The 24812-nt window shown below is 62.2% G+C and carries 24 protein-coding genes; 15 read left to right on the top strand and 9 right to left on the bottom strand.

Going from position 1 to position 24812, the window contains the following annotated elements; genetic code table 11:
• Positions 1–9: 9 nt before the first annotated feature.
• From P0D68_RS09975 to nadC, 4 genes are all read left to right on the top strand, one after another.
• Complete coding sequence (locus P0D68_RS09975) at positions 10–1365, top strand: mechanosensitive ion channel family protein (protein ID WP_408296167.1); 1356 nt, start codon at positions 10–12, stop codon at positions 1363–1365.
• A gap of 202 nt (positions 1366–1567) precedes the next feature.
• Complete coding sequence (locus P0D68_RS09970) at positions 1568–2764, top strand: DesA family fatty acid desaturase (RefSeq protein WP_091799705.1); 1197 nt, start codon at positions 1568–1570, stop codon at positions 2762–2764.
• Between the two features lie 130 nt (positions 2765–2894).
• A complete protein-coding gene (gene nadA / locus P0D68_RS09965) occupies positions 2895–4034 on the top strand; it encodes a quinolinate synthase NadA (protein ID WP_091799708.1) in 1140 nt (379 codons plus the stop codon).
• Positions 4034–4933: a carboxylating nicotinate-nucleotide diphosphorylase gene (nadC, locus tag P0D68_RS09960; RefSeq protein ID WP_408296172.1), complete on the top strand. Its 900-nt coding sequence runs from the start codon at positions 4034–4036 to the stop codon at positions 4931–4933. The genes nadA and nadC overlap by 1 nt, the downstream gene beginning before the upstream one ends.
• 88 nt (positions 4934–5021) lie before the next feature.
• On the opposite strand, the gene nadB is transcribed toward nadC, so the two are convergent.
• The 4 genes from nadB to radC form a co-directional block, all read right to left on the bottom strand.
• Positions 5022–6620, bottom strand: a complete 1599-nt coding sequence (nadB, locus tag P0D68_RS09955; protein ID WP_408185236.1) for an L-aspartate oxidase — start codon at positions 6618–6620, stop codon at positions 5022–5024.
• Positions 6621–6889: 269 nt separating this feature from the next.
• Positions 6890–7057: a 50S ribosomal protein L33 gene (gene rpmG, locus P0D68_RS09950; protein ID WP_007180630.1), complete on the bottom strand. Its 168-nt coding sequence runs from the start codon at positions 7055–7057 to the stop codon at positions 6890–6892.
• 10 nt (positions 7058–7067) lie between these two features.
• The gene (gene rpmB, locus P0D68_RS09945; protein WP_007180631.1) at positions 7068–7301 is read right to left on the bottom strand and encodes a 50S ribosomal protein L28; all 234 of its coding nucleotides are present in this window, start codon (positions 7299–7301) and stop codon (positions 7068–7070) included.
• Between the two features lie 240 nt (positions 7302–7541).
• Positions 7542–8321 carry a RadC family protein gene (gene radC / locus P0D68_RS09940; protein ID WP_091799717.1) on the bottom strand — a complete coding sequence of 260 codons (780 nt, stop codon included), beginning with the start codon at positions 8319–8321 and terminating at the stop codon, positions 7542–7544.
• 200 nt (positions 8322–8521) lie between these two features.
• Here radC and P0D68_RS09935 point away from each other — a divergent pair, with 200 nt between their 5' ends.
• The 7 genes from P0D68_RS09935 (at position 8522) to P0D68_RS09905 (ending at position 15557) form a co-directional block, all read left to right on the top strand.
• Entirely contained in the window at positions 8522–8977 is a 456-nt protein-coding gene (locus tag P0D68_RS09935) for an FKBP-type peptidyl-prolyl cis-trans isomerase (RefSeq protein ID WP_091799719.1), read from the top strand.
• Between the two features lie 2 nt (positions 8978–8979).
• Complete coding sequence (gene ispH / locus P0D68_RS09930) at positions 8980–9939, top strand: 4-hydroxy-3-methylbut-2-enyl diphosphate reductase (protein ID WP_091799721.1); 960 nt, start codon at positions 8980–8982, stop codon at positions 9937–9939.
• 541 nt (positions 9940–10480) lie between these two features.
• The gene (locus P0D68_RS09925) at positions 10481–11680 is read left to right on the top strand and encodes a branched-chain amino acid ABC transporter substrate-binding protein (RefSeq protein WP_091799723.1); all 1200 of its coding nucleotides are present in this window, start codon (positions 10481–10483) and stop codon (positions 11678–11680) included.
• A gap of 230 nt (positions 11681–11910) precedes the next feature.
• The gene (locus P0D68_RS09920) at positions 11911–12861 is read left to right on the top strand and encodes a branched-chain amino acid ABC transporter permease (RefSeq protein WP_091799725.1); all 951 of its coding nucleotides are present in this window, start codon (positions 11911–11913) and stop codon (positions 12859–12861) included.
• Positions 12862–12879: 18 nt separating this feature from the next.
• A complete protein-coding gene (locus P0D68_RS09915) occupies positions 12880–14049 on the top strand; it encodes a branched-chain amino acid ABC transporter permease (RefSeq protein WP_091799727.1) in 1170 nt (389 codons plus the stop codon).
• 18 nt (positions 14050–14067) lie between these two features.
• The gene (locus P0D68_RS09910; RefSeq protein WP_091799729.1) at positions 14068–14841 is read left to right on the top strand and encodes an ABC transporter ATP-binding protein; all 774 of its coding nucleotides are present in this window, start codon (positions 14068–14070) and stop codon (positions 14839–14841) included.
• On the top strand, positions 14841–15557 hold the full coding sequence (locus tag P0D68_RS09905; RefSeq protein ID WP_011489615.1) for an ABC transporter ATP-binding protein: 717 nt from the start codon (positions 14841–14843) through the stop codon (positions 15555–15557). Before P0D68_RS09910 ends, P0D68_RS09905 begins: the two co-directional genes overlap by 1 nt.
• A gap of 81 nt (positions 15558–15638) precedes the next feature.
• Here the strand turns inward: P0D68_RS09905 and P0D68_RS09900 are convergent, their stop codons facing one another.
• The 3 genes from P0D68_RS09900 to P0D68_RS09890 all read right to left on the bottom strand — a co-directional run bounded on the left by P0D68_RS09900 (position 15639) and on the right by P0D68_RS09890 (position 18871).
• Positions 15639–16112: a GNAT family acetyltransferase gene (locus P0D68_RS09900; RefSeq protein ID WP_408296181.1), complete on the bottom strand. Its 474-nt coding sequence runs from the start codon at positions 16110–16112 to the stop codon at positions 15639–15641.
• 18 nt (positions 16113–16130) lie between these two features.
• A complete protein-coding gene (locus P0D68_RS09895; protein WP_408296184.1) occupies positions 16131–17315 on the bottom strand; it encodes an acetylornithine transaminase in 1185 nt (394 codons plus the stop codon).
• Between the two features lie 524 nt (positions 17316–17839).
• On the bottom strand, positions 17840–18871 hold the full coding sequence (locus P0D68_RS09890) for a CDP-6-deoxy-delta-3,4-glucoseen reductase (protein WP_091799741.1): 1032 nt from the start codon (positions 18869–18871) through the stop codon (positions 17840–17842).
• Positions 18872–18966: 95 nt separating this feature from the next.
• Here P0D68_RS09890 and P0D68_RS09885 point away from each other — a divergent pair, with 95 nt between their 5' ends.
• A complete protein-coding gene (locus tag P0D68_RS09885) occupies positions 18967–19992 on the top strand; it encodes an NAD-dependent epimerase/dehydratase family protein (RefSeq protein ID WP_408185234.1) in 1026 nt (341 codons plus the stop codon).
• 206 nt (positions 19993–20198) lie between these two features.
• Here P0D68_RS09885 and P0D68_RS09880 read toward each other — a convergent pair whose 3' ends face one another.
• Both P0D68_RS09880 and P0D68_RS09875 read right to left on the bottom strand, forming a co-directional pair.
• The gene (locus P0D68_RS09880) at positions 20199–20387 is read right to left on the bottom strand and encodes a hypothetical protein (RefSeq protein ID WP_091799746.1); all 189 of its coding nucleotides are present in this window, start codon (positions 20385–20387) and stop codon (positions 20199–20201) included.
• 166 nt (positions 20388–20553) lie between these two features.
• A complete protein-coding gene (locus tag P0D68_RS09875; protein ID WP_408296189.1) occupies positions 20554–21264 on the bottom strand; it encodes a pseudouridine synthase in 711 nt (236 codons plus the stop codon).
• A gap of 104 nt (positions 21265–21368) precedes the next feature.
• On the opposite strand from P0D68_RS09875, the gene P0D68_RS09870 reads away from it, so the two are divergent.
• The 3 genes from P0D68_RS09870 (at position 21369) to P0D68_RS09860 (ending at position 24787) form a co-directional block, all read left to right on the top strand.
• Positions 21369–22622, top strand: coding sequence for an MFS transporter (locus tag P0D68_RS09870; RefSeq protein ID WP_408296192.1), 1254 nt, complete (start codon positions 21369–21371; stop codon positions 22620–22622).
• Between the two features lie 183 nt (positions 22623–22805).
• Positions 22806–23798 carry a MurR/RpiR family transcriptional regulator gene (locus P0D68_RS09865; protein ID WP_408296479.1) on the top strand — a complete coding sequence of 331 codons (993 nt, stop codon included), beginning with the start codon at positions 22806–22808 and terminating at the stop codon, positions 23796–23798.
• The gene (locus P0D68_RS09860; RefSeq protein ID WP_408296195.1) at positions 23795–24787 is read left to right on the top strand and encodes an isoaspartyl peptidase/L-asparaginase family protein; all 993 of its coding nucleotides are present in this window, start codon (positions 23795–23797) and stop codon (positions 24785–24787) included. The genes P0D68_RS09865 and P0D68_RS09860 overlap by 4 nt, the downstream gene beginning before the upstream one ends.
• Positions 24788–24812: the final 25 nt, after the last annotated feature.

Raw genomic sequence — 24812 nt, 5'->3', positions numbered from 1 at the left:
AGCGACATCATGCAAAACCGTCTTTTTCCTCATATGTTCAGCGACCTCGCGCGCGACTTCGGTCAGCCGGTCATGCTGTGGCAAGTCGGCGTCCTGCTCGGGACGCTGGCGATCGCGTGGCTGCTCGCCCGCCTGCTGCGCCGCGCGCTGGATCTGCGTCGTCAGACGCGTTACCAGACCTTGCGCTTCGGCGCGGAAAGCCTGAACCGCGCCTTTTTTCCGTTGATTGGTGCGAGCCTCGTCTGGCTCGCGCGATCGATCACCGGGCAGTTCATGCACACTGCGCTGCTCGATCTGGCCCTGGTGCCGCTGTTCGGCATCGGCTTGATTTACATTGTGTTTTTCTTCGCGCGGCGGGTTTTCAGCCATGACGGCGAGACTCATCCGTGGCTCTTCCTCGTCGAGAAGATCGTCTCGCTGATCGTCTGGATCGGCATGGTGCTGACCGTCATCGGCATCCAGGACGACGTGATTGCGTGGATGGGGAGCGTTCAGTTCCGCGTCGCCAACGCGCACATGACGCTGCTCTCGCTCATCACGGGCCTGCTGTGGGTATGCGTGACGATGATCGTCGCGATGTGGCTCGGATCCGCGTTCGAAGACCGCCTGATGCGCTCGAAAACGCTCGACGCCAATCTGAAAGTGGTGGTGGCGCGGGTGGGCCGGGCGGCATTCGTACTGGCGGCTGTGCTGATCAGTCTGTCGCTGGTCGGCATCGATATTACCGTGCTGGGCGTGTTCGGCGGCGCGCTGGGTGTTGGGCTGGGCTTCGGTCTGCAGAAGATCGCCAGCAACTACGTGTCGGGATTCATCATCCTGATCGACCGGTCCCTGCGCATTGGCGACACGATCAACGTGAGCGGCCTGCAGGGCATGGTCACGCAGATCCGCACACGCTACACCGTGGTGCGTGGGCTCGACGGCATCGAAACCTTGATCCCGAACGAGAAACTGATTACCGACGTGGTGCAGAACCAGTCGTCATATCTGACGCGCGGCTACGCGAAGGTGGCCGTGCAGGTCGCGTACACGTGCAATGTCGAGCAGGCCATGGCGCTGCTCGCGCAGGCCGCCGCCGACGTGCCGCGGGTGCTGCAGGAGCCGGCGCCGACCCCGTATCTGGCGAATTTCGGCGCGGACGGCATCAACCTCGAACTGGGTTTCTGGATCGAGGACGCGGCCACCGGGACCTCGGGCGTGCGCTCGGCCATCAATCGCAATATCTGGCGACTGTTCTCCGAGCACGACATCTCGATTCCGTTCGCTCAGCGCGAAGTGCGAATCGTCGGCAACGTGCGCGACGGCATGCCGCATCCGGTAACAATGACCGACTCATCGGTCGATCAGGCGGACAGCGCCCACTGACGGGCACTTCGAGCGCGCCGCCGGGTCCTGGATAGGCCTTTGAGGCGCTGCTCCTGTTGATGCCGCACAAAAAATCCCTATTTGTTACAAACACTTGGAACGGTTCCAGTAGAATATCGTCCAATCCCGCTGTATGCTTTCACTTTCTTGACACGCGCAATTTGCGTGTATCTCGTACCTCTCGTTCCACAGGTAAATTGCCTTGTTGAATTCTTTGCTCGATTTTCTTGCCCACGGTCTGTTGCACTTCTCGTGGTGGCAACTCGTGCTGTACACGGCGATCGCGACGCACATCACGATCATCGGCGTGACGGTCTATCTGCATCGCTGCCAGGCGCACCGAGCGCTGGAGCTGCATCCGGTCGTCAGTCATTTTTTCCGTTTCTGGCTGTGGATGACCACGGGCATGTTGACCGGCCAATGGGCTGCGATTCACCGTAAGCATCACGCCAAATGCGAGACGGAAGAAGATCCGCACAGCCCGCAAACGCGCGGCATCTGGAAGGTGCTGCTCGAAGGCGCGGAACTGTATCGCACCGAAGCGAAAAACGAAGAAACGATGCGCAAGTTCAGTCACGGCACGCCGAACGACTGGATGGAGCGTAACGTCTACACCAAGTACCCGATCCTCGGCGTAAGCCTGATGATGGTGCTGAACGTCGCGCTGTTCGGCGTCGTCGGTTTGACGATCTGGGCCGTGCAAATGGTGTGGATCCCGTTCTGGGCTGCCGGCGTGGTCAATGGCCTGGCGCACTTCTGGGGCTACCGCAACTTCAATTCGTCGGATGCCAGCACCAACATTTTCCCGTGGGGCATCATCATTGGCGGTGAAGAGTTGCATAACAATCATCACACGTATGCGACGTCGGCCAAGCTGTCGAACAAATGGTATGAGTTCGATATCGGCTGGATGTACATCCGTATCCTGTCGGCTTTCCGTCTGGCCAAGGTGAAGAAGGTTGCGCCTACGCCGCGCCTGACCACGGGTAAGCTGGTGCTCGATCAGGACACGCTGCAAGCCGTGCTGGCCAACCGCTACGAAGTCATGGCGCGTTACGGCAAGGCGCTCAAGCGCGCCTATCGTCAGGAGTTGGCGCATTTGAAGGAGGTCGGTGCGCGCGAAAAATATCAGCTCATGCGCGGTGCGCGTAGCTGGTTCCACAAGGAAGAAGCCGGTCTCGACGAACCGCAGAAGCGCCAACTGCCGCAAATTTTCGCGAGCAGCCAGAAACTCAAGACGTATATCGACATGCGCAATGAGTTGGCCGCCATGTGGGAACGCTCCAATGCATCGCGCGATCAGTTGCTGATCCAGTTGCAGGACTGGTGTCATCGCGCTGAGCAAAGCGGCATTAAAGCGCTGCAAGAGTTCGCGATGAGATTGCGCCGTTATGCCTGATAGCGAAATCCATTAAAATCTCAGTACGTCACAAAACCCCGCGTTGGCGGGGTTTTGCTTTTTGGGCCGCGGAAACTGCAACGACACGCGATTGATAGTCCGCGGCGGCAGAGCGAAGGCAGAGGAGATCATGGATCAGCAGGCGATCAGGACCGTCGAATACGACCGGCCGCAGGCGCAGGGCACAACCTGCGGAATCGGGCAGGCGTGGGCGAAGGTGCCCGACATGCCGTCGGCGGAACAGAAGGTGGCGCTGAAGGCACGCATCCGCGCATTGCTCGAGCGCGAGAAAGCGGTGCTTGTCGCGCACTATTATGTCGACGCGGAATTACAGGAGCTTGCCGACGAGACCGGCGGCTGCGTGGCCGATTCGCTGGAGATGGCGCGCTTCGGGCGTGATCATGAGGCGCAAACGCTCGTCGTCGCGGGTGTGCGATTCATGGGCGAGACGGCGAAAATTCTGAGTCCGGATAAGCGCATTCTGATGCCGGACCTGGATGCGACCTGCTCGCTCGATCTGGGCTGTCCGGTCGATGAATTCTCGGCTTTTTGCGACGCGCACCCGGATCGCACCGTGGTCGTCTATGCGAACACGAGCGCTGCTGTGAAGGCGCGCGCCGACTGGATGGTGACGTCGTCGATCGGGCTGGAGATCGTTGCCGATCTGCACGCGCGTGGCGAAAAGATTATCTGGGCGCCGGACCGCCACCTGGGCAGTTATATCCAGAACAAGACTGGCGCGGACATGCTGCTGTGGCAAGGTTCGTGTCTGGTGCACGACGAATTCAAGGGCATCGAACTCGATTTGCTGCGCGCTGAATATCCGGGCGCGAAAGTGTTGGTCCACCCGGAGTCGCCAGCCAACGTCGTTGCGCAGGCGGATGTGGTCGGCTCGACCACGCAGTTGATCGACGCCGCGCAGAAACTCGACGCGACGCATTTCATCGTGGCGACCGATCTCGGCATCTTGCACAAAATGCAGCTCGCCGCGCCCGGCAAGACCTTGATTGCCGCGCCGACCGCCGGCAATAGCGCGACCTGCAAGAGTTGCGCGCACTGCCCGTGGATGGCGATGAATGGCCTCGCCAATCTGGCCGATGTGCTCGAGCGCGGGCACAACGAGATTTTCGTCGATCGTGCGATCGGCGAGCGGGCGCGTTTGCCGATCGACCGGATGCTGGACTTCGCGGCGCGTCACAAGAAGCGCGTGCAGGCGAGCGGCGATCTTGCACGCGACACCCAACTGTATTCGAATGTGGGAGCAGCGTAATGGGGGCGGTTGAGCGCAATCAAGTCGACGCGGTGTCGCCGCTGTTCGCTGAAATTCAGGCGCAGTACGGTGCGGCATTCGACGCCGCATTGGCGCGCAACGTCGCCGATGCACTGGCCGAAGACGTCGGCGCGGGCGACCAGACGGGCCGGCTCGTTCCCGCGGAAGAAGTGCGCGACGCGCGCATCATCGTGCGTGAGGATGCGGTGCTATGCGGCGTGCCGTGGTTCAACGCGGTGATGCGCCAGGTCGATCCGCGTATCGAAGTCCAGTGGCGCTATCGTGAAGGCGACGCCATGAAGGCCGATACAACGGTCTGTGAAATGCGCGGACCCGTGCGCGCATTGTTGACGGCGGAACGCAACGCGCTGAACTTCCTGCAATTGCTCTCGGGCGTGGCAAGCGCGACACGCCGTTATGTCGACGCCATCGCTCACACGCGAACGCGCGTACTCGATACGCGCAAGACGTTGCCGGGCTTGCGGCTCGCACAGAAATACGCGGTTCGCGTGGGCGGCGGGGCGAATCAACGTCTCGCGCTGTACGACGGCATTCTTATCAAGGAAAACCACATTGCCGCGGCTGGCGGTGTGGGCGCGGCCATGGACGCGGCGCTGGCTCTGAATGCCGGTGTGTCGATCCAGATCGAAGTCGAGACGCTCGAGCAACTGGAATCCGCACTGTCACATCTCGCGCAATCCATTCTGCTGGACAATTTTTCGTTCGATGCGATGCGCGAAGCAGTGCGCATTACGGCAGGGCGAGCGGTGCTGGAGGTGTCGGGCGGTGTGAACTTCGATACGGTGCGCACGATTGCGGAAACCGGTGTTGATCGTGTGTCGATCGGCGCGCTGACCAAAGATGTGCGCGCAACGGATTACTCGATGCGGATCGTCTGACGTTCAAAAGCAGCCGGTTGTAGTGAATCGCGAAAAGGCCATCGCCGCATCACGCCGGCGATGGCCTTTTCGTTTCAGCTCACCCCAGTCACACGTTGCGGTTGCGGACATGCTCCGGCGAGAGCACCGTCGGCAGCGCCTTGGGCAATGTCGCCGGCCAGTCACGGCTGAAGTGCAAGCCGCGGCTCTCACGCCGCGAACGCGCGCCCTCGACGATCAGCGACGCTACATCGACCAGATTGCGCAATTCGAGCAGGTCGCGGCTCACCTTGAAGTTCGCGTAATACTCGTGGATCTCGTCACGCAGCAGGGCGAGCCGGTGCTTGGCTCGTGCGAGGCGCTTGTCGGTCCGTACGATGCCGACGTAATTCCACATCAGCCGGCGTAGTTCGTCCCAGTTGTGCGCAACCACGACTTCTTCGTCCGGATCGGACACGCGGCTCTCGTCCCAATCCGGCAGCGGCGCATGGACGGCGGCGCTAAAACCTTCTTCTTCGATAGCCTGTGCTGCGGAGCGTCCGATCACGAGGCACTCCAGCAGCGAATTACTGGCAAGCCGGTTCGCGCCATGCAGGCCCGTGCACGACGTTTCGCCGACGGCATAGAGCCCGGCCAGGTCAGTGCGTCCTGCCAGATCGGTCACGACGCCGCCGCACGTGTAGTGCGCGGCCGGCACGACCGGAATCGCTTCCTTGGTGATGTCGATGCCGAATTCCAGGCAGCGCGCCAGAATTGTCGGGAAGTGTTCACGCAGAAATTCCGGCGGTTGATGGCTGATGTCCAGATACACGCAATCAATGCCACGCTTCTTGATTTCGAAGTCGATCGCCCGCGCGACGATATCGCGCGGCGCGAGTTCGGCGCGTTCGTCGTGGTTCGGCATGAAGCGCGTGCCGTCCGGCAGTTTGAGAATGCCGCCTTCGCCGCGTACTGCTTCCGAAATCAGAAACGACTTCGCATATGGATGAAACAGGCAGGTCGGATGGAACTGGATGAACTCCATATTCGACACGCGGCAACCGGCCCGCCACGCCATTGCAATGCCGTCGCCGGTCGCGGTGTCGGGATTCGTGGTGTAGAGATACACCTTGCCGGCGCCGCCAGTGGCGAGCACGGTATGCGGCGCCTCGATCGTGACGGTGCGGCCGCTTTGCAGATCGAGCGCGTAAAGGCCGTGGCAGCGCCGTCCTGGCAAACCGAGGCGGTCGGACGTGATGAGGTCGATTGCGTAGTGATCTTCGAGCAGCGTGATGTTCGGATGACGGCGCACCCGCTCGCTGAGCGTGGCCACTACCGCATGGCCCGTGGCGTCTGCTGCATGAATGATCCGGCGATGGCTATGGCCGCCTTCGCGCGTGAGGTGGAAACCGAGCTCGGCGGCGTCGTCTTTGGTGAACGGCACGCCTTGCGCGATTAGCCATTCGATCGCGGCACGCCCATGTTCGACGATAAAGCGCGTTGCCGCCTCGTCGCACAGGCCGCCACCGGCGATCAGCGTATCGCTCACGTGATTCTCAATGCTGTCCGCCGAGTCCAGAACCGCCGCGATGCCGCCCTGCGCCCAGTCGCTCGCGCCTTCGGTCATCGATCGCTTGGCGACCACTGCAACGCGCCGGTTCTGCGCAAGATTGAGCGCCACGCTCAACCCCGCCAGACCGCTACCGACAATCGCCACATCGAATTCCATTGCCTACATCTCCGTCTTTCGTTTTGCGTTGACGGCGTGCGATTCGCTCGCCGCTAAAACGAGAAAGGATACGCGCCGCGACGGACGAGGGAAAGCTGGCCGAACGGCATAAGACTGTTCGCGTGGGAGAATATGGAGAGACGGCGACGCAAATGGAGATGCGGCAACGCAAAGACCAGAACAAAGACGGCAGCCAAAAACAAAAAAGCCTCGCACGAGTGCGAGGCTTTTCTGCATGTCTTTTGCCTTCGTCAGGCAGGAGCCAAGACTTACTTGATCTTGGTTTCCTTGTACTCAACGTGCTTACGGACGACCGGATCAAACTTCTTGATCAGCATCTTTTCCGGCATGTTGCGTTTGTTCTTCGTCGTCGTGTAGAAGTGACCCGTGCCTGCGGTCGATTCCAACTTGATCTTGTCGCGTGCGCCTTTCGCCATGATTTACTCCTTAGGCTTCACCGCGTGCGCGCAGATCTGCGAGCACAGCGTCGATACCGTTCTTGTCGATCAGGCGCAGGCCGGCGTTCGAAACGCGCAGACGCACCCAACGGTTTTCGCTTTCCACCCAAATACGGCGGTTTTGCAGGTTCGGCAGGAACCGGCGCTTGGTTTTGTTGTTCGCGTGGGAAACGTTGTTGCCGCTCATCGGCGCTTTCCCAGTTACTTGGCATACGCGTGCCATGAGAGCACTCCTAATACGCTAATTCTGAGTTCGAACGCCGTGAAAGTTTCCCGAAAAGAGCCGCGCCGAGTTGTTGATACAACTTTAGACACGTTTCCTTTCCGGAACGCCTTGGTGGCTTCGGAACAGGGGGTTGGAAATAGGCAAACCGGAATTCTAGCAGAAAAAAAGCCGCAAAATCAAACCTTATTTGCGATGCCGCATATGGCGCGACCTCTGCGCGACCCGGTTCGCGCCGTGTCACGGCCAGCCAGCACGGGCGAAGGAGTAGACACTGTCGGCGCCGATCACCAGATGATCGACCAGTTGCACATCGATCAGGGTGAGGGCGTCGCGCAGTGTGTGCGTCAACCGGCAGTCGCTTGCGCTTGGCTGGACGGCGCCCGAGGGGTGATTATGCGCGACGATCAGGCTGGCCGCATTCAGGCACAGTGCGCGCCTCACGATTTCTCGCGGATACACCGCCATGCGCGTGAGCGTGCCCTGGGCGCTTTCTTCGCAGCGAATCAGCCGATGCCGGGCGTCGAGAAAAAGCGACACGAAAACCTCCTGCGCACGGCCACCGATCAGCAGGCGCAGGTAGCTTTCCACGGCTTCGGGCGAATTCATCAGCGAGCGCGTGCGCATTTTACCGACTAGCGAGCGTCGCGCCATTTCCATGATGGCGAGCAGCTGTGCTTTTTTCGCCGGGCCAATGCCGCGCAGGCCGTCGAAGTCCGTGTAGGTCGCATCGAGCATCGCGCGCAGCGAGCCGAAGCGGTTCAGCAACGCACGCGCGACATTGAAAACGTCGTGGCCCGGCAGTCCCGAGCCCAGTATCAGCACGATCATCTCGGTATCCGACAGCACGCCGGGCCCCTGTTCGATCAGCCGCTCGCGCGGCATGTCGTTTTTAAGCCATTTACCTCGCACTAGCGGCCTCGCCGCAGGCGCGCCGCAAGCCTCCGGGTCGGGCAGTTCGGGGTTGTGTGCGGTCGTGACAACGGGTGCATCGTCAATCAGGGTGGCGTGATCTGCCATATATATAGTGTCCTCCGCTTGGGGTTTGGGGCATGGCCCTGCGCTGCGGCCGCGCGGCAATGCGCGCGACGCGCGCAAGCCGCCGCCCGCTATGTGGCTTACAATAGGCGCTTTGCGCACGGCACCCCGACGGTTTGCCACACGCGTCGACTGCGCCAGCGGCGCACGCGTGCAGCGCGCTTCGACTGAGCGAGCATTGCATGAGCATCATCGACATTTCCGAAGTGAAACCCGGTTCACACGTGACGCTTCACTACCGGCTTTCCCTTGCCGATGGCGCCGAAGTCATCAGTACCTTCAGCGACAAGCCGGCCACGCTGCTGCTCGGCGCCGGCCAGCTGGCGCCGCCGCTGGAAGATATTCTGCTGGGTTTGAAGGTCGGCCACCATTCGACCTTTCAGCTAGCGCCGGACCAGGCGTTCGGTCCCCGCAATCCGGAATTGATCCAACGCGTTTCGCTCGCCACGCTGCGAGAAAACAGCATGATCGGCGAGGATTTTTCGCCGGGTGATCTGGTCGAATTCAACGCGCCGGGTGGCGGTCGTTACGCGGGCGTCCTGAAAGAAGTCGGCGAAACGTCGGCCCTGTTCGATTTCAACCACCCGCTTGCCGGCCAGACGCTGGCGTTCGAAGTGAAAATCATCGGGATTCTGTAAACATGAGCATCACGGACACGACTCTTGCTGAAACCGAGATCCTGCTGGCGCAGCCGCGCGGGTTCTGCGCCGGCGTCGACCGGGCGATCGAGATCGTCGAGCGGGCTATCAAGCTGCATGGCTCGCCGATCTACGTGCGTCATGAAATCGTCCACAACGCCTATGTAGTCGAGGATCTGCGCAAGAAGGGTGCGATCTTTATTGAGCGGCTGGAAGAGGTGCCGGCCGGCAATACGGTCATTTTCAGCGCGCATGGCGTGTCGAAGGCTGTGCGTTCCGAGGCCGAGACTCGCGGGCTGCGTGTGTACGACGCTACGTGTCCGCTCGTGACCAAGGTGCATATCGAAGTCGCGAAGATGCGCCAGGACGGTTTCGACATCGTCATGATCGGCCACAAGGGTCATCCTGAAGTGGAAGGCACGATGGGCCAGGCGGGCGAGGGCATGCATCTGGTGGAAGACATCGAAGACGTGCAGGCGTTGCAGTTGGCCGATCCCGAGCGGATCGCCTTCGTTACGCAAACCACCCTGTCGGTTGACGACGCCGCGCAGATCATCAACGCCTTGAAGGCCAAATACCCGTCCATCCGCGAACCGAAAAAGCAGGATATCTGCTACGCCACGCAAAACCGCCAGGATGCGGTGAAGTTCATGGCGCCGCAGTGCGACGTCGTGATCGTGGTGGGCAGCCCGAATAGCTCGAATTCCAACCGGCTGCGCGAGTTGGCCGAAAAGCTCGGTGTGCCTGCTTATATGGTGGACTCGCCCGATCAGATCGATCCGGTGTGGGTCGAAGGCAAACGCCGCATTGGTGTCACGGCTGGCGCCTCGGCGCCGGAGGTGCTGGCGCAGGCGGTGATCGCCCGTCTGCGTGAGCTCGGCGTGCGCAACGTGCGCGCGCTGGAAGGCATCGAGGAGAACATCGCATTTCCGCTGCCGCGTGGTTTGGGTCTGCCAGCCTGACAATCCGCTGACTGCTGAAAGAAAAGCGCGCCCAAGGGCGCGCTTTTTTTATGTCCGAACCTCAGACAGCAGGCAAGAATAAAGGTGTCAGATCATCGGTTTCAGCCTGTTTTGGTGTCCTCTCACACAAATTTCTTTGAAATGTGATCCGAATTTTTATACCTTTAACTGTGATGCGGCCCCGTTTTATAGGGGGCAAACGGACTACGTGTTTTTTTGACGCACTAAGATAGTGCGTGTATCTCGATATCGGTAGAAACGTAATACCTAACGCGAGGCTCGGTGAAATCGGGCGTGCAGGAAATTCGCCGCAACACTTGATGCCATTGGGTGCGACGATGGTGCAACTGATGCACGAAAAACAGTCGCAACCGGGTTGCGCCTTTTAGTGGGTTTCGTTCTCAAAATAAGGTTGCAATGCAGGAAAACCCCACCGGTTCAACAATATTGCCCGTCGCAAAATTGGAGTTACAATGCGCGCGTTCTCAAGGCCTTAGGGTCCCCGAACAATAGATTTTGCAAGGCGCAGGAGACCTACTTAATGCGAGTCAAGTTTGCTTACGCCGTGTCCATCGCGGCCGCGGTCGTGTTGTTGACTGCGTGCGGCAAGAAACAGGATGGCGAGGCGGGAGCGGGTGCATCGGCGGCGAAGGCGGTATCGGCACCCGCTATTGAAGCGACTATCGTGAAGATCGGTCATGCGGCCCCTTTGACGGGCGGGATTGCGCATCTCGGTAAGGACAACGAAAACGGCGCGCGTCTGGCGGTCGAGGAAATCAATACGCAGGGTTTGACCATTGACGGCCACAAGATCCAGTTGGTGCTGGATGCGCAAGACGACGCCGCGGACCCTAAAACGGGCACGGCGGTCGCGCAAAAGCTGGTCGACGATCATGTGGTGGCCGTGGTCGGTCACCTGAATTCGGGCGTGTCGATTCCGGCTTCGAAGATCTATAGCGATGCCAGCATCGTGCAGATCTCGCCGTCGTCGACGAATCCGGCGTACACGCAGCAGGGTTTCAAGACGACCTACCGGGTCGTCGCCACCGACGCGCAGCAAGGTCCGGCGCTCGCCGATTACGCCACGAAGGCGTTGGGCGCCAAACGCATCGCGGTAGTGGACGATGCAACCGCCTACGGTAAGGGGCTCGCGGACGAATTCGCGAAGACCGTACAGGCGAGCGGAGCGAAGATCGTCGCGCGGGAAGCGACGAACGACCGGGCCACGGATTTCCGGGCCATCCTCACAAAGATCAAGAGTGTTCAGCCGGACGTGATCATGTTCGGCGGCATGGACGCGACGGGCGGGCCGTTCACGAAGCAGGCGGCAGCGCTCGGTATCAGGGCAAAAATCCTTGGCGGCGACGGTGTGTGTACCGACAAGGTGGGTGAGCTGGCGGGAACCGCCGTGCAAAACCTGGTCTGTTCGGAAGCGGGCCTCGCGCTTTCGAAGATGGACAAGGGAGCGGACTTCGAAAAGAAGTACGAGGACCGCTTCCACACACCGGTGCAGATTTACGCACCGTTCACGTATGACGCTGTGTACGTGATTGTCGATGCAATGAAGCGCGCTAATTCGATCGAGGCGCCCAAGGTGCTGGCTGCGATGCCGTCGACCGATTACAACGGGTTAATCGGTCACATCGCGTTCGACGACAAGGGTGATTTGAAAGAGGGCGCCATTACGCTTTACGACTTCAAGGACGGTAAAAAAACGGTCCTCGACGTCGTGAAGATGTGATGACGGGACGTTCAGCCTGACGGCACCGAAACCACCCAACGGTGCCGTTTTTGCATCCGCCCAAGGCGAGCCCGCGACTGTCATCCAGTCGCCAAGGCGAACCGGCAGCGGATAACCCTTACCGGTCTTTTACATCAGTACCCGCAGTGCCGTTGAGATTGGCGTACCGCATCACCGCCCACCGGCTGATGAAGAACGCGAATCCAGTCGCACGGGCTAAGGAGCATTAAATGGATATCTTCATCCAGCAGGTTCTCAACGGGCTGGTGCTTGGCAGCGTTTACGCCATCATCGCACTGGGCTATACGATGGTTTACGGCATTCTGGGCATCATCAACTTCGCTCACGGCGATGTGTTGATGGTGGGCGCGATGGTTGCGCTCTCAGCCATAGGCGTGCTGCAGAACCACTTCCCCGGCCTCGGCAATGTGCCGACGCTCGTCATCGCACTGATCATCGCGGCCATTGTGTGCGCGGCGGTCGGCTACACGATCGAGCGCGTCGCCTACCGGCCGTTGCGTAAAGCACCGCGTCTCGCCCCGCTGATCACCGCGATCGGCGTGTCGATCCTGCTGCAGACGCTGGCCATGATGATCTGGTCGCGCAATCCGCTGCCGTTCCCGCAGCTGTTGCCCACCGACCCGCTGAACGTGATCAAGGCCACGGACACGACGCCTGGCGCCGTGATCTCGATGACCGAAATCGTGATCATCGTGGTGGCGTTCCTCGTGATGGGCGGCCTGCTGCTGCTGGTTCACAAGACCAAGCTCGGCCGTGCGATGCGGGCGATCGCCGAGAACCCGGGTAACGCGTCGCTGATGGGCGTGAACCCGAACTTCGTGATCTCGGCCACCTTCATGATCGGCTCGGCGCTCGCCGCTCTGGCCGGCGTGATGATCGCGTCGGAATACGGCAACGCACACTTCTATATGGGCTTCATTCCCGGCCTGAAGGCCTTTACCGCGGCGGTGCTCGGCGGTATCGGCAATCTCGGCGGCGCGATGGTCGGTGGCGTGATTCTGGGCCTGATCGAACAGCTTGGCGCCGGCTATATCGGCAACCTCACCGGCGGTGTGTTCGGTAGTAACTATCAGGACGTGTTCGCCTTTATCGTGCTGATCATCGTGCTGGTGTTCCGTCCGTCGGGCCTGCTCGGCGAACGCGTTGCGGATCGCGCCTGATCCTGGGAGAAAGCAAACATGACCTCAATTCAACCGATCGAGCCGTCCACGACGCTCATCCCTGAGAAGAACCTCACCAAGACGCTGACGGTGGGCATCATCACCGCGATCTTCGTGATCGCGGCGCCGATGATCATCGGCACGGCAGGCGGCAACTACTGGGTCCGCGTGCTCGACTTCGCGATGCTGTACGTGATGCTCGCGCTCGGCCTCAATGTGGTGGTCGGCTTCGCCGGCCTGCTCGACTTGGGCTACATCGCGTTCTACGCGGTCGGCGCCTATACGTCCGCGTTGCTGAGCTCACCGCACCTGGCGTCGCAGTTCGAGTGGATCGCGCATCTCGCGCCGAATGGCCTGCATGTGCCGTTCCTCATCATCGTGCCTTGTGCGATGGCGGTTGCCGCGTTCTTCGGCGTGATTCTCGGCGCACCGACGCTGCGTCTGCGGGGCGACTACCTCGCCATCGTGACGTTGGGCTTCGGGGAAATCGTGCGGATCTTCCTGAACAACCTCGACCGTCCGGTGAACATCACCAACGGCCCGAAGGGGATCACGGCGATCGACCCGGTGCACGTGGGCGACTTCAGCCTCGCGCAGACGCACTCGCTGTTCGGCTTCCAGTTCCCGTCGGTCTACTCGTACTACTACCTGTTCGTGCTCGCCGCGCTGCTGGTGATCTGGGTGTGTACGCGTTTGCAGCACTCGCGAATCGGCCGTGCATGGGCCGCGATCCGCGAAGACGAAATCGCCGCCAAGGCAATGGGCATCAACACCCGTAACGTGAAGCTGCTGGCTTTCGCGATGGGCGCGTCGTTCGGCGGCCTCTCGGGCGCGATGTTCGGTTCGTTCCAGGGCTTCGTGTCGCCGGAATCGTTCACGCTGCCGGAATCGATCGTGGTGCTGGCGTGCGTGGTGCTGGGCGGTATGGGCCACATCCCGGGCGTGATTCTCGGCGCGGTGCTGCTCGCGGTGCTGCCGGAATTCCTGCGCTCGACGATGGGTCCGCTGCAGAACATGATCTTCGGCCACGAAATCGTCGATACGGAAGTGATCCGTCAGCTGGTCTACGCACTCGCCATGGTGCTGATCATGCTGTACCGCTCCGAAGGCTTGTGGCCGTCGCCCAAGCATGAAGACAAGATCGCGAAACTGTCGAAGCGTAACGGCAAGAAGCCGGTGCGGGCCTAACGGACTGGGAGAATAAATATGAGCGATAACATTCGACTGTCCGTCAAAGGCGTGAACAAACGCTTCGGCGGCTTGCAGGCGCTGTCCGATGTCGGTCTCGAGATCAAGTCGGGCCAGATTTACGGTCTGATCGGCCCGAACGGCGCCGGCAAGACCACCTTCTTCAACGTGATTACGGGCCTGTACACGCCGGATTCGGGCGAGTTCAAGCTCGACGGCACGCCGTACACGCCGACCGCTGTGTATCAGGTGGCGAAGGCGGGCATTGCGCGTACGTTCCAGAACATCCGTCTCTTTGGCGGAATGACCGCGCTGGAAAACGTGATGGTCGGGCGCCACGTGCGCACGAAGCACGGTCTGCTGGGCGCGGTGTTCCAGACGCCGGCCGAGCGCAAGGAAGAGCGCGAGATCAAGGAACGCGCGATCGAACTGCTGGAGTACGTCGGCATTGCGCAGTACGCGGACTACACGTCGCGCAATCTGTCGTACGGTCACCAGCGCCGTCTGGAAATCGCCCGCGCATTGGCAACGGATCCGAAGCTGCTCGCGCTGGACGAACCGGCTGCCGGCATGAACGCGACGGAAAAGGTCGAGCTGACCAAGCTGCTCGACAAGATCCGCGCCGACGGCAAGACGATCCTGCTGATCGAACACGACGTGAAACTCGTGATGGGTCTGTGCAACCAGATGACGGTGCTCGACTACGGCAAGGTGATTGCTCAGGGTCTGCCGCAGGACGTGCAGAAGGATCCGAAGGTGATCGAAGCTTATCTGGGTGCGGGGGTCCACTAATGGCAACGGCAATGTTGAAAATCAAGGGCCTGCAGGTCAATTACGGCGGCATTCAGGCAGTCAAGGGTATCGATCTCGAAGTCGCGCAGGGCGAACTGGTCACGCTGATCGGCGCGAACGGCGCGGGCAAGACCACGACGATGAAGGCGATCACGGGGCTGAAGCCGTACACGATCGGCGACATCGAGTACATGGGCGAGTCGATCAAGGGCATTCCGCCGCATCTGTTGCTCAAGCGCGGTCTCGCGATGGTGCCGGAAGGGCGCGGCATCTTCGCGCGCATGTCGATCGTCGAGAACATGCAGATGGGCGCTTATCTGCGTACCGACACGGACGGCATCAAGGCAGACGTGGATCGCATGTTCGGCTTCTTCCCGCGTCTGAAAGAACGCGCGACGCAATACGCGGGCACGCTCTCGGGCGGCGAACAGCAGATGCTGGCCATGGCGCGCGCGATCATCTCGCGTCCCAAGCTGTTGCTGCTGGACGAACCGTCGATGGGTCTGTCGCCGATCATGGTCGAGAAGATCTTCGAAGTGGTGCGGGCGATTTCGGCTGAAGGCATGACCGTGCTGCTGGTCGAGCAGAACGCGCGTCTGGCGTTGCAGGCGGCGAATCGCGGCTACGTGATGGACTCGGGTCTGGTCACGATGTCGGGTGACGCGAAGCAGATGCTCGATGATCCGAAGGTGCGGGCGGCTTATCTGGGTGAATAAGCCTGGTTAGTTTGCCGTGCATATGAAAAAAGGTCGCATGCGTTTTCGCATGCGACCTTTTTCATTGGGCGCAACGCTAATCTAGGCGCTGGCGGCCGCAGGATCCGCCAGTTCACCCAGGCGTTTGCCGAGACTGATCACCGCGTCGGCGCGATAACCGAGCGCCTCGTAAAACGCGCGCACGTCGGCCTTCGCGGATAGAACCTGCAGATTCAGCTTCGGACAGCCACGCTGCGTCAGCGCGTTTTCGACATGCGCGACGAGGCGCGTGCCGATTCCATGACGGCGCAGCGACTCATCCACCGCGAGCGAATACAGCCAGCCGCGATGGCCGTCGTAGCCGCCCATCACCGTGCCGACGATGCGTTCGCCGAGCGCCGCGACAAAGAACAGCTCCGGCTGCGTCGCCAGCTTGTTGGCGATCGACAGATGCGGATTGCGCTGCGGCTTCGTGACGTCCCGATACTCCGGGAAGGCTTGTTGCCACAGCGTGACCACGGCATCGGTGTCGCTCGCGTCGAAGCATCGGATCGATAATGTTGCGCTCGACGTCATATACGCGGTCCGGGTCGATTACAGCGTGTCGAGAATCGAACGCAGCATCGCCATCATCTGGTCGATTTCTTCGGTGGTCACATTCAGCGCCGGCATGAAGCGCAGCAGGTTCGGACGCGCCGCGTTCAGCAGCAGGCCGTCAGGCTGCATGTCGCGCGCCTTTTCGACGATCTGGTTGCCGATGTCCTTGCCAAGCAGCAGCGCGCGCAGCAGGCCTTCACCACGTTCGCCCTTGAAGCCGCGTTCTTCCGACAACTCCAGCAGTTTCGAGCGCAGATACTCGCCGCGCGCCCGCACGCCTTCGAGGAAGCCCGGCGCGGTGAGCTGCGAGATCACCGAATAGCCGACTGCCGTCATCAACGGATTGCCGTTGTAGGTGCCGCCCTGGTCGCCCGCTTCGAATATGGCGACCTCTGCCTTCGAGAGCAGCGCCGCGAGCGGCACGCCACCGCCGATGCCCTTGCCGAGCGTCATGATGTCCGGCTCGATGCCCGACAGTTCGTACGCGAACAGCGTGCCCGCGCGGCCGCAGCCGCTTTGCACTTCGTCGACGATCAGCAGCAGGTTGTGCTTTTTCGTCAGCTCGCGCAGTTGCTGCATGAACTCGCGCGTCGCGGGAATCACGCCGCCTTCGCCCTGGATCGGTTCGAGCATGACGGCAACGGTTTTCGCGTTGATGAGCTTCTCGACCGACGCGATGTCGTTCAGGTCCGCCTTCGGAAAGCCCGGCACTTGCGGTGCGTAGATCGTGTCCCAGCCCGGCTTGCCGCTGGCCGACATGGTGGCGAGCGTGCGGCCGTGGAAGCTGTGGTCGAACGTGATGATCTCGAACGCGCCGTCCTTGAACTTCTTGCCCCACTTGCGCGCGAGCTTGATTGCGCCTTCGTTGGCTTCGGCGCCGCTGTTCGCGAAGAACACCTTGTCGAAGCAGCTGTGCTGGGTGAGCAGGTCGGCAAGTTTTGCCATCGGCTCGTTGTAGAAGGCCGGCGACGGGTTGATGAGCAATTGCGCCTGTTTGTTCAGCGCTTCGATCATGCCGTCGTTGCAGTGACCGAGACTGTTCACCGCCCAGCCCTGGATGAAGTCCAGATATCGCTTGCCGTTGTTGTCGTAGAGCCACGAGCCTTTGCCGTGCGTGAAAACGATTTCGGGCCGGTTCGTGATGTACATCAGCGACTCGATCGGATACTCATTGAAATTCATGACGGCAGGCTCCAGACAGCGGGGGTGAAGGGTGGATGAAGTTGGCCAACTACGAAATAAGAGCCGGAAAAACAGAAAAGCCACGGCATGCCGTGGCTTTCATGATTCGAACAGCTTGCGCCTTTGTGTGGCGCGAATCCGTGACGAAGCCAGCGGCGTCCCTAGGGAAGCGGCGAGCGGCGACGTCGAAGTTCGGACTGGATGCGGTTCATGCGCGAAAGAATACGACAAGGAAAGCGCTGGTGTAAACCATGAATTTGCGTCGGGCGGATATTTCTTCCGCCGAAAGAAGCGATGTTGCTTGCCGATTATAGGATGTGCGGCTGACTAAGATGTGACGGCGGATGTGACGGCGGATGTGACGGCGGCGGGTTGATCTGCTTGTCAGGCGGGCATGGTTTGGCTCGGAATCGAGACATGCGTCGCCGCGAAACATCAATGCGCGAAGCGCGGCTGTTTGCATAGCCGCGCTTCCCGAAACGCACACGGCGAGCATCGACGCTCACGCGCCAATGCCCCTCCCATCAAACCGGATTGGCCAGATCCGCTGCGCTCGTGAACGAATCCGCGTAGAACTCGTCTTCCGGCAGTCCATGATGCTGCGTGAAATCGCGCTGCGCCGACTCGACCATCACCGGCGCGCCGCACGCATACACCTGATACGCCGACAGGTCCGGCAAGTCTTCGATCACCGCGCGATGCACGAAGCCGACGCGGCCCGTCCATGCGTCGCTCGCGTCCGGCTCCGACAGTACCGGCACGAACTTGAAGTTCGGAATCTCGCGCGCCCATTGTTCGGCGAGTTCGAGCAGATACAGATCTTTCTTGCGGCGTGCGCCCCAGTAAAGTGTCATCGGCCGGTTCAGGTTCTTGAACACCGCGTGCTCGATGATCGCCTTCAGCGGCGCGAAGCCCGTACCCGACGCGAGCAGCACGATCGGCTTGTCCGAATCTTCGCGCAGGAAGAACGTGCCGAGCGGCGCTTCGAAGCGCAGAATGTCGCGCTCTTTCATGGTGTTGAATACGTGATCGGTGAAAGCGCCGCCGGGCATGTGACGGATGTGCAATTCGATCGGGCCTTCCGCGTGCGGTGCATTCGCCATGGAATAGCTGCGACGCTTGCCGTCTTTCAGAATGAATTCCAGGTATTGACCGGCGAGATATTGCAGACGCTCATTGGCGGGCAATTGCAGCTTCAGCACGATGACGTCGTCGGCCTTGCGCTCGATTGCGTTCACGCGGCACGGCAGCTTCTTGACCTGCACGTCGCCGACGCCGGCCACTTCGCGAATGTCCACTTCGAGATCGGTGCAGGCGGTCGCGCAGCAGAAAAGCGCCATGCCGCGCGTCTTTTCGTCGTTCGACAAAGCCGACGACGAATGCGCGCGCTGCTCGATTTCGCCGCTGACCACAGTGCCCTTGCATGAGCCGCAGGCGCCGTTCTTGCAACCGTAGGGCAGGCCGATGCCCTGGCGCAAGGCGGCGCTCAGCACCGGTTCGTCCTGTTCCACCTGAAACTGCCGGCCGGTTTGCCGGAGCGTGACGTTAAATGCCATAGAGTGTTCGAAATCGAAAAGTCGGTAATCGTTATCGGACTCGCCGTATCCACCGCGCGATACCTGTCGCGCTTGACGGCTACAATGCGTCCACCATGAAAGCGACACGAAACTTCCGCCGGCCACGTGTGTTGATCGTAGGTTGCGGCGATGTGGGCATGCGCTGCGTGCCCTTGCTACAACCGCGCGCGCACGTCTTTGCACTGACCAGTCATGCCGGGCGCAGCGCCGAACTTCGCGCGGCGGGCGTCACGCCGCTGGTCGGCGATCTCGATGTGCGCCGCAGCCTGAAACGGCTCGCGGGCCTCGCGCCGACGGTGCTGCATCTCGCGCCGCCGCAGAAATCCGGCGACGACGACCGCCGTACCCGCGCCTTGCTCGCTACGCTAGGCGCGCGCCGCGCTTCAGCGCTACGGGCCGCGCGTGGCATGGTGGCGCCAGTTGGACGGTTGCGCCGCGTTCGTGCCTCGTGGGCGGGATCTGAAACAGCCGATATTGTACCCGACGGGGTGCGCCGGACCGCCGGTTCGCACGCACCCGTGCGCCTGGTGTACGCGAGCACGACGGGCGTCTATGGCGACTGCGGCGGCGCGTGGATCGACGAGACGCGTGTGACGCAGCCGGCCAACGCGCGCGCCAAGCGCCGTGTCTCGGCCGAGCGGCAATTGCGGCGCGCGACGGCGCGCGGCGCTGTTGCGGCGAGCATCGCGCGAATTCCGGGTATTTATGCGGGCAATCGTCTGCCGCTCGCGCGGCTCGAAAGAGGCACGCCCGCCCTGATCGATGCCGACGACGTCTACACCAATCACATTCACGCCGACGATCTGGCCGCGATCCTCGTGCGACTCGCCACGCACGGACGGCCGGGGCGGGTGGTCCACGCGTCCGACGACTCATCGCTAAAAATGGGCGAGTACTTCGACGAAGTGGCCGATGCGTTCGGACTGCCGCGTGCGCCGCGCATTACGCGGGCCGAAGCGGAGCGGCAGATCGAGCCGACCTTGCTGTCTTTCATGCGTGAGTCGAGGCGGCTCCTGAACCGGCGTCTCAAACAGGAATTGAGGGTGCGCTTACGCTATCCGAGCGTCGAAGATTTTTTGCGTGAAGGCGTGAAGGCGTAAAGGCGTAAAGGCGTAAAGGCGTAAAGGCGTAAAGGCGTAAAGGCGTAAAGGCCTAAAGGCGTGAAGGCGTGAAGGCGTGAAGGCGTGACAGCCTGCACGCAAGAGAAGGAAGAAAAGCACGGCAAAAAGCCATCCTCCCAGGCATCGCCCGGACAATTCCGCCCGCGCCGTGCCCGCTGCCTCGGCGCCGCGCGGCTTCGCGATGCCTACGTCAGCGCAGGCAATGCTTCCAGCAGCACGAAACAGAGCATCGCGCCGATCAGTGCGCCGATCAGGTTCGGCTGATAGTTGTGCCGCAGCCGCATCATGACCAGCAATCCGCCGATCAGGACCAGCCCGAAGCACAGAAAAGCAACCATCACGGACGAAATCTGAAAGCTGTCGTGGATAACCATGGTGCCCTCCCTGAACTCTTTGTAGTCTTTGTTTAAACGAGTATAGGGCGACATGTAAGCAAGATCATGCTGCGGCGCAGCGCCTGGGCCCGCGGCATGCACGCTGAGTGCACAGACGCGCACGCGTTTTCCTGTTGCATCAAGGCCTTAAAGGGCCACTACCGGTTTACCCGCTCCGTAAAGATCCGAGGTCGGTTTCGTCGAGCCATTGCCATGCGCCCGGTGCGAGCGCTTCGGGCATCGCGAGGCCGCCGATCCGCTCGCGATGCAGCGCCTCGCACCGGTTGCCCGCTGCCGCGATCATCCGCTTGACCTGGTGATACTTGCCTTCCATCACGGTGAGCGCGAGCGTGTGAGCGCCGCGCGCCTGGGCGTCCACAGCGGCAATCGGTTTGGCCTCGCCGTGCAGCAGCACGCCGTCGCGCAGCGCGCTCAATTGCGCGTCGTCGACTGGATGGCGTGTGGTGGCGACATACACCTTGGGCACCTTGCGTTTCGGCGAGGTGAACAGGTGCACGAACTTGCCGTCGTCAGAGAGCAGCAGCAGGCCGGTCGTGTCCTGATCCAGCCGTCCCACGCATTGCACGCCGCGCTCGGCGAACTGCGGCGGCAACAGGCTGAACACGCTCAGGTGATGCTGCGGATCACGCGAACATTCGTAGCCCGCCGGCTTGTTCAGAAGCAGATAGGCGTGCTCGCGATACGGCCAGACGACACCGTCCACGCTGAAGGAAAACGTGGAGTCGCCGGTCGGGAAATCGGCGTCGGCATCGGTGCAGACTGCGCCGCCGATGCTCACGCGCGCGTCGGCGATCAGCGCGCGGCATTGACGGCGCGAGCCGAACCCTTGAGTGAAGAGAATGCTTTCGAGATTCATGGCGAGCGAAGAATAACACCGCAAGAAGCGGAGCGCCCCGCTGCGCGAGTCGGACCACGATGAACGCCTTTGCTTCACTTCATTCACGTCGCCGGAGTTCATCGATGCTCGCTACCTCTTCCACCTCATCCGCGCAGCGTTTGCCGGCCGCATTCAGGCGGCTCGCGTGGTCGAACCTCGTCGCGCAATCCGCCGAGCAGATCAGCCTCGCGGCCGCGCCACTCGTGGCGGTCTTCGCACTCGGCGCCGACGCGCGCGACACGGGCCTGTTGCAAACCGCGCAGACGTTGCCGTTCCTGTTGCTGTCGATACCGCTCGGCGTCTGGGCCGACCGCCGCTCGCGCCGCACGCTGATGACGCTCGCCGAAAGCGTGCGCGTGTTCGCCATGCTGTGCGTGCTGCTGCTCGTCATGACTCACGCGCTGAGCCTGCCGCTTCTCGCCGCGCTCGGTTTCATCGCCGCGACCGGCACGGTGGCCTACAACGTCGCCGCGCCTTCACTGGTGCCCGCGCTCGTGCCGCGCGAAGCGTACGCCGGCGCGAACGGCCGGCTCGAACTCGCGCGCAGCGTGGCGTATTCGGCCGGGCCGGCGCTCGGCGGCCTGCTGGTCGGCTGGATCGGCGCGGGTTGGGCGTATGGCTGCGCGGCCGCGCTGTCCGCACTGGCCGTCGCGTTGCTGGCGGGCTTGCGTGAACCGCCGCGCGTGGCGGCGCCGCAGCGACACTTCATGCTGGAACTGCGCGACGGTACGCGTTTCGTGCTGCGCGATGCGCTGCTGCGTCCCATGCTTGCGACGGCGGTGTTCTTCAACCTCGGCTTCTTCGTACTGCAAGCGGTGTACGTGCCCTACGCGGTGCATCGGCTGGGTCTGACCGCTTCCGCGGTTGGCGTGACGCTCGGCGCCTACGGTGTCGGCATGGTGTGCGGCGCGCTGGCCGCACCCGCCATTGCGCGGCGCCTTGCGTTCGGCCGTGTGCTGATCATCGGACCGTCGTGCGGATTGCTCGCCTCGCTCGTGATGGTGGCGACGCTCGTTGCGCCGTCGTTCTGGCTGGCCATGTCGAGCTTTTTCCTGCTCGGCGCCGGACCGATTCTGTGGGTGGTCGGCTCGACCACCCTGCGCCAGGCCATCACGCCCGAACGGATGATGGGCCACGTGTCCGCGCTCAACAGTACCGCGACGTATGGCGCGCGGCCGCTCGGCGCATTGCTCGGCGCGGCGATCAGTTCGCGCTGGGGCATGGACGCGTGTCTGGTCGCCGCGGCGGCAGCCTTCCTCGCGCAGGCATTGATCATCTTCATGTCGCCGGCGGCGCGGCTCGCGCGCATTCCAGAGCAAAGCGCCGCGGTTTGCTGAAAACCGATTTTCAGGCGGCCGCGCGCCTGCGTGGATGGGATGCGTCTTTCGGACGCGGTTCATCCGTGAAAACCCTCGAAAATGAAAATGAATTTTTTCGGATGGGATTTCTATGTAAATATACTTTCATTCATTTTCATTACGCCCGGCGGGAAGTCCTGCCGGGGACACCGCACCGCTCGCATGATTCATCAACCGTCCGTGGCCACCAACTCCGCCGAGCAGGCCATCGCCGCGCGTATCGCCGCCGCCATGCCGACCTTGACGCCGATTCATCGGCGCATGGGCGAATACGTGCTGGCCAATTTGTTTCGCGCGGCGACCATGCGGATCGACGAACTGGCCAGCGTGGTCGGCGCGTCGGTGGCGACGGCGAATCGCTTCGCCCGCGCGCTCGGTTTCGACGGCTATCCGCAGTTTCGCGAGGCGCTGGTTCGCGGCTTCGAGGCAACGCTCGCGCCGGTCGAGCGTTTGCGCAGTGCGCAGGAGTCGCTCGCAGCCGGTGACGACGTGGTCGACGCGTCGCTCGAACAGGCCGCCAATAACCTGCACGCCACCCGCACGGCAATCGACAGCGTCGCGGCCGAAGCCGCCGTCGAAGCGATCATCGCCGCGCGCCGCGTATTCGTGCTCGGCTACGGCGCGAGCGCGTTCCTCGCGGGCCTGATGGAACATGGGTTGATGCCGTATCACGACAACGTGCAGTCGCTCGCGCTGATGGGCGGACCTTCGCATGCCGCGCGGCGTCTGTTTGCCTGCAACGAGGGCGATCTGGTGATCGGTATCGCGTTTCCGCGCTACGTCGAAGACACGATCGAGCTCGCGCACCGCGCGGCAGGCCGTGGCGCTCGCGTGCTCGCGCTGACCGACAGTCCGCGCTCGCCGCTCGCACAATTCGCCGACCTTTCGCTGTACATCCGCGCGGATCGGCGGCTTGCGGCGAACGCCGATTCGGCCGTGCTCGCTGTCATCGAAGCGCTGTGCGACGCGGTGGCGTATCGGGCCAAACGCTCGGTGAAAGCCGCCGCCGAGGTCAGCGAATTCCTGCTGCCGTGGCTCGTCGACCCGCAAGCCGAATCCACCGGCACGAACGCACGGCCCGCGCGCAACGCGACGCGAACCACTCGGACCATTCGAACCGCCCGTACTACTCGCACAAGCAAAACCAAACGATGAACTCCAACGCAGTCATTGCCATTCATGGCGGGGCAGGGACGATCCTGCGCGCGTCGATGTCGGCTAACGCCGAAGCCGAATACCACGCCGCTTTGCATGCGGTGCTGAGCGCCGGCCAGCGCGTGCTCGCTGACGGCGGCAGCGCGCTCGACGCCGTCAGCGAAGCCGTGCGCCTGCTCGAAGACTGTCCGCTCTTCAACGCGGGCCGCGGCGCCGTTTATACGGCGGCGGGCACGCACGAACTCGACGCCGCGATCATGGACGGCCGCACCCTCGACGCCGGCGCGATCTGCTGCGTGAAGCGCGTGCGCAATCCGATTCTGGCGGCGCGGCGCGTGCTCGAACGCAGCGAGCATGTGCTGTTTACAGGCGAAGGCGCGGAAGCATTTGCCGCCGCGCAAGGGCTCGAATTCGTCGAGCCCGAGTATTTCCATACCGAAGCGCGCCATCGTCAATGGCTGCTCGCGCGCGATCAGCAGCGCGCCATGCTGGATCACGACGGCGCGACGCTGGCCGCCGCACCGTCGGCGAATGACGACGACCCGACACCGCATGAACCGATCGACCCGAACCGCAAGTTCGGCACCGTCGGCGCGGTCGCGCTCGATCAGCACGGCCACGTGGCGGCGGCGACATCGACGGGCGGCGTGACCAACAAGCAGGTCGGCCGGGTCGGCGATACGCCGCTGATCGGCGCGGGCTGCTATGCGGACGACGCGACCTGCGCCGTCTCGACCACCGGCTCGGGTGAAATGTTCATGCGCATGGTCGCGGCTTACGACGTCGCCGCGCAAATGGCCTACCGCAATGTGTCGCTGCAGGAAGCGGCCGACGACGTGGTGATGAACCGCCTGCCGAGAATCGACGGCCGCGGCGGACTGATCGCCGTGGATGCGCGCGGCAACGTCACGCTGCCGTTCAATACCGAAGGCATGTATCGCGGCTTTGCGCGGCTCGGTGAAACGCCGGTGACGGCGATTTACCGCTAGTCGTGCGTCCGCCTGGCGCCTGACC

Origin of the sequence: Paraburkholderia sp. RL17-380-BIE-A, assembly GCF_046028085.1 — a bacterium.
Lineage (GTDB): Bacteria > Pseudomonadota > Gammaproteobacteria > Burkholderiales > Burkholderiaceae > Paraburkholderia.
Note: the sequence above shows the minus strand (reverse complement) of the source record. Positions and strands in the feature narration are given on the sequence as shown.

Coding starts and splice junctions, on each gene's coding strand:
- P0D68_RS09975 (WP_408296167.1), top strand. CDS start 10: ATGCAAAACCGTCTTTTTCCTCATATGTTCAGCGACCTCGCGCGCGAC.
- nadA (WP_091799708.1), top strand. CDS start 2,895: ATGGATCAGCAGGCGATCAGGACCGTCGAATACGACCGGCCGCAGGCG.
- nadC (WP_408296172.1), top strand. CDS start 4,034: ATGGGGGCGGTTGAGCGCAATCAAGTCGACGCGGTGTCGCCGCTGTTC.
- nadB (WP_408185236.1), bottom strand. CDS start 6,620: ATGGAATTCGATGTGGCGATTGTCGGTAGCGGTCTGGCGGGGTTGAGC.
- rpmG (WP_007180630.1), bottom strand. CDS start 7,057: ATGGCGAAAGGCGCACGCGACAAGATCAAGTTGGAATCGACCGCAGGC.
- rpmB (WP_007180631.1), bottom strand. CDS start 7,301: ATGGCACGCGTATGCCAAGTAACTGGGAAAGCGCCGATGAGCGGCAAC.
- radC (WP_091799717.1), bottom strand. CDS start 8,321: ATGGCAGATCACGCCACCCTGATTGACGATGCACCCGTTGTCACGACC.
- P0D68_RS09935 (WP_091799719.1), top strand. CDS start 8,522: ATGAGCATCATCGACATTTCCGAAGTGAAACCCGGTTCACACGTGACG.
- ispH (WP_091799721.1), top strand. CDS start 8,980: ATGAGCATCACGGACACGACTCTTGCTGAAACCGAGATCCTGCTGGCG.
- P0D68_RS09925 (WP_091799723.1), top strand. CDS start 10,481: ATGCGAGTCAAGTTTGCTTACGCCGTGTCCATCGCGGCCGCGGTCGTG.
- P0D68_RS09920 (WP_091799725.1), top strand. CDS start 11,911: ATGGATATCTTCATCCAGCAGGTTCTCAACGGGCTGGTGCTTGGCAGC.
- P0D68_RS09915 (WP_091799727.1), top strand. CDS start 12,880: ATGACCTCAATTCAACCGATCGAGCCGTCCACGACGCTCATCCCTGAG.
- P0D68_RS09910 (WP_091799729.1), top strand. CDS start 14,068: ATGAGCGATAACATTCGACTGTCCGTCAAAGGCGTGAACAAACGCTTC.
- P0D68_RS09905 (WP_011489615.1), top strand. CDS start 14,841: ATGGCAACGGCAATGTTGAAAATCAAGGGCCTGCAGGTCAATTACGGC.
- P0D68_RS09900 (WP_408296181.1), bottom strand. CDS start 16,112: ATGACGTCGAGCGCAACATTATCGATCCGATGCTTCGACGCGAGCGAC.
- P0D68_RS09895 (WP_408296184.1), bottom strand. CDS start 17,315: ATGAATTTCAATGAGTATCCGATCGAGTCGCTGATGTACATCACGAAC.
- P0D68_RS09890 (WP_091799741.1), bottom strand. CDS start 18,871: ATGGCATTTAACGTCACGCTCCGGCAAACCGGCCGGCAGTTTCAGGTG.
- P0D68_RS09885 (WP_408185234.1), top strand. CDS start 18,967: ATGAAAGCGACACGAAACTTCCGCCGGCCACGTGTGTTGATCGTAGGT.
- P0D68_RS09880 (WP_091799746.1), bottom strand. CDS start 20,387: ATGGTTATCCACGACAGCTTTCAGATTTCGTCCGTGATGGTTGCTTTT.
- P0D68_RS09875 (WP_408296189.1), bottom strand. CDS start 21,264: ATGAATCTCGAAAGCATTCTCTTCACTCAAGGGTTCGGCTCGCGCCGT.
- P0D68_RS09870 (WP_408296192.1), top strand. CDS start 21,369: ATGCTCGCTACCTCTTCCACCTCATCCGCGCAGCGTTTGCCGGCCGCA.
- P0D68_RS09865 (WP_408296479.1), top strand. CDS start 22,806: ATGATTCATCAACCGTCCGTGGCCACCAACTCCGCCGAGCAGGCCATC.
- P0D68_RS09860 (WP_408296195.1), top strand. CDS start 23,795: ATGAACTCCAACGCAGTCATTGCCATTCATGGCGGGGCAGGGACGATC.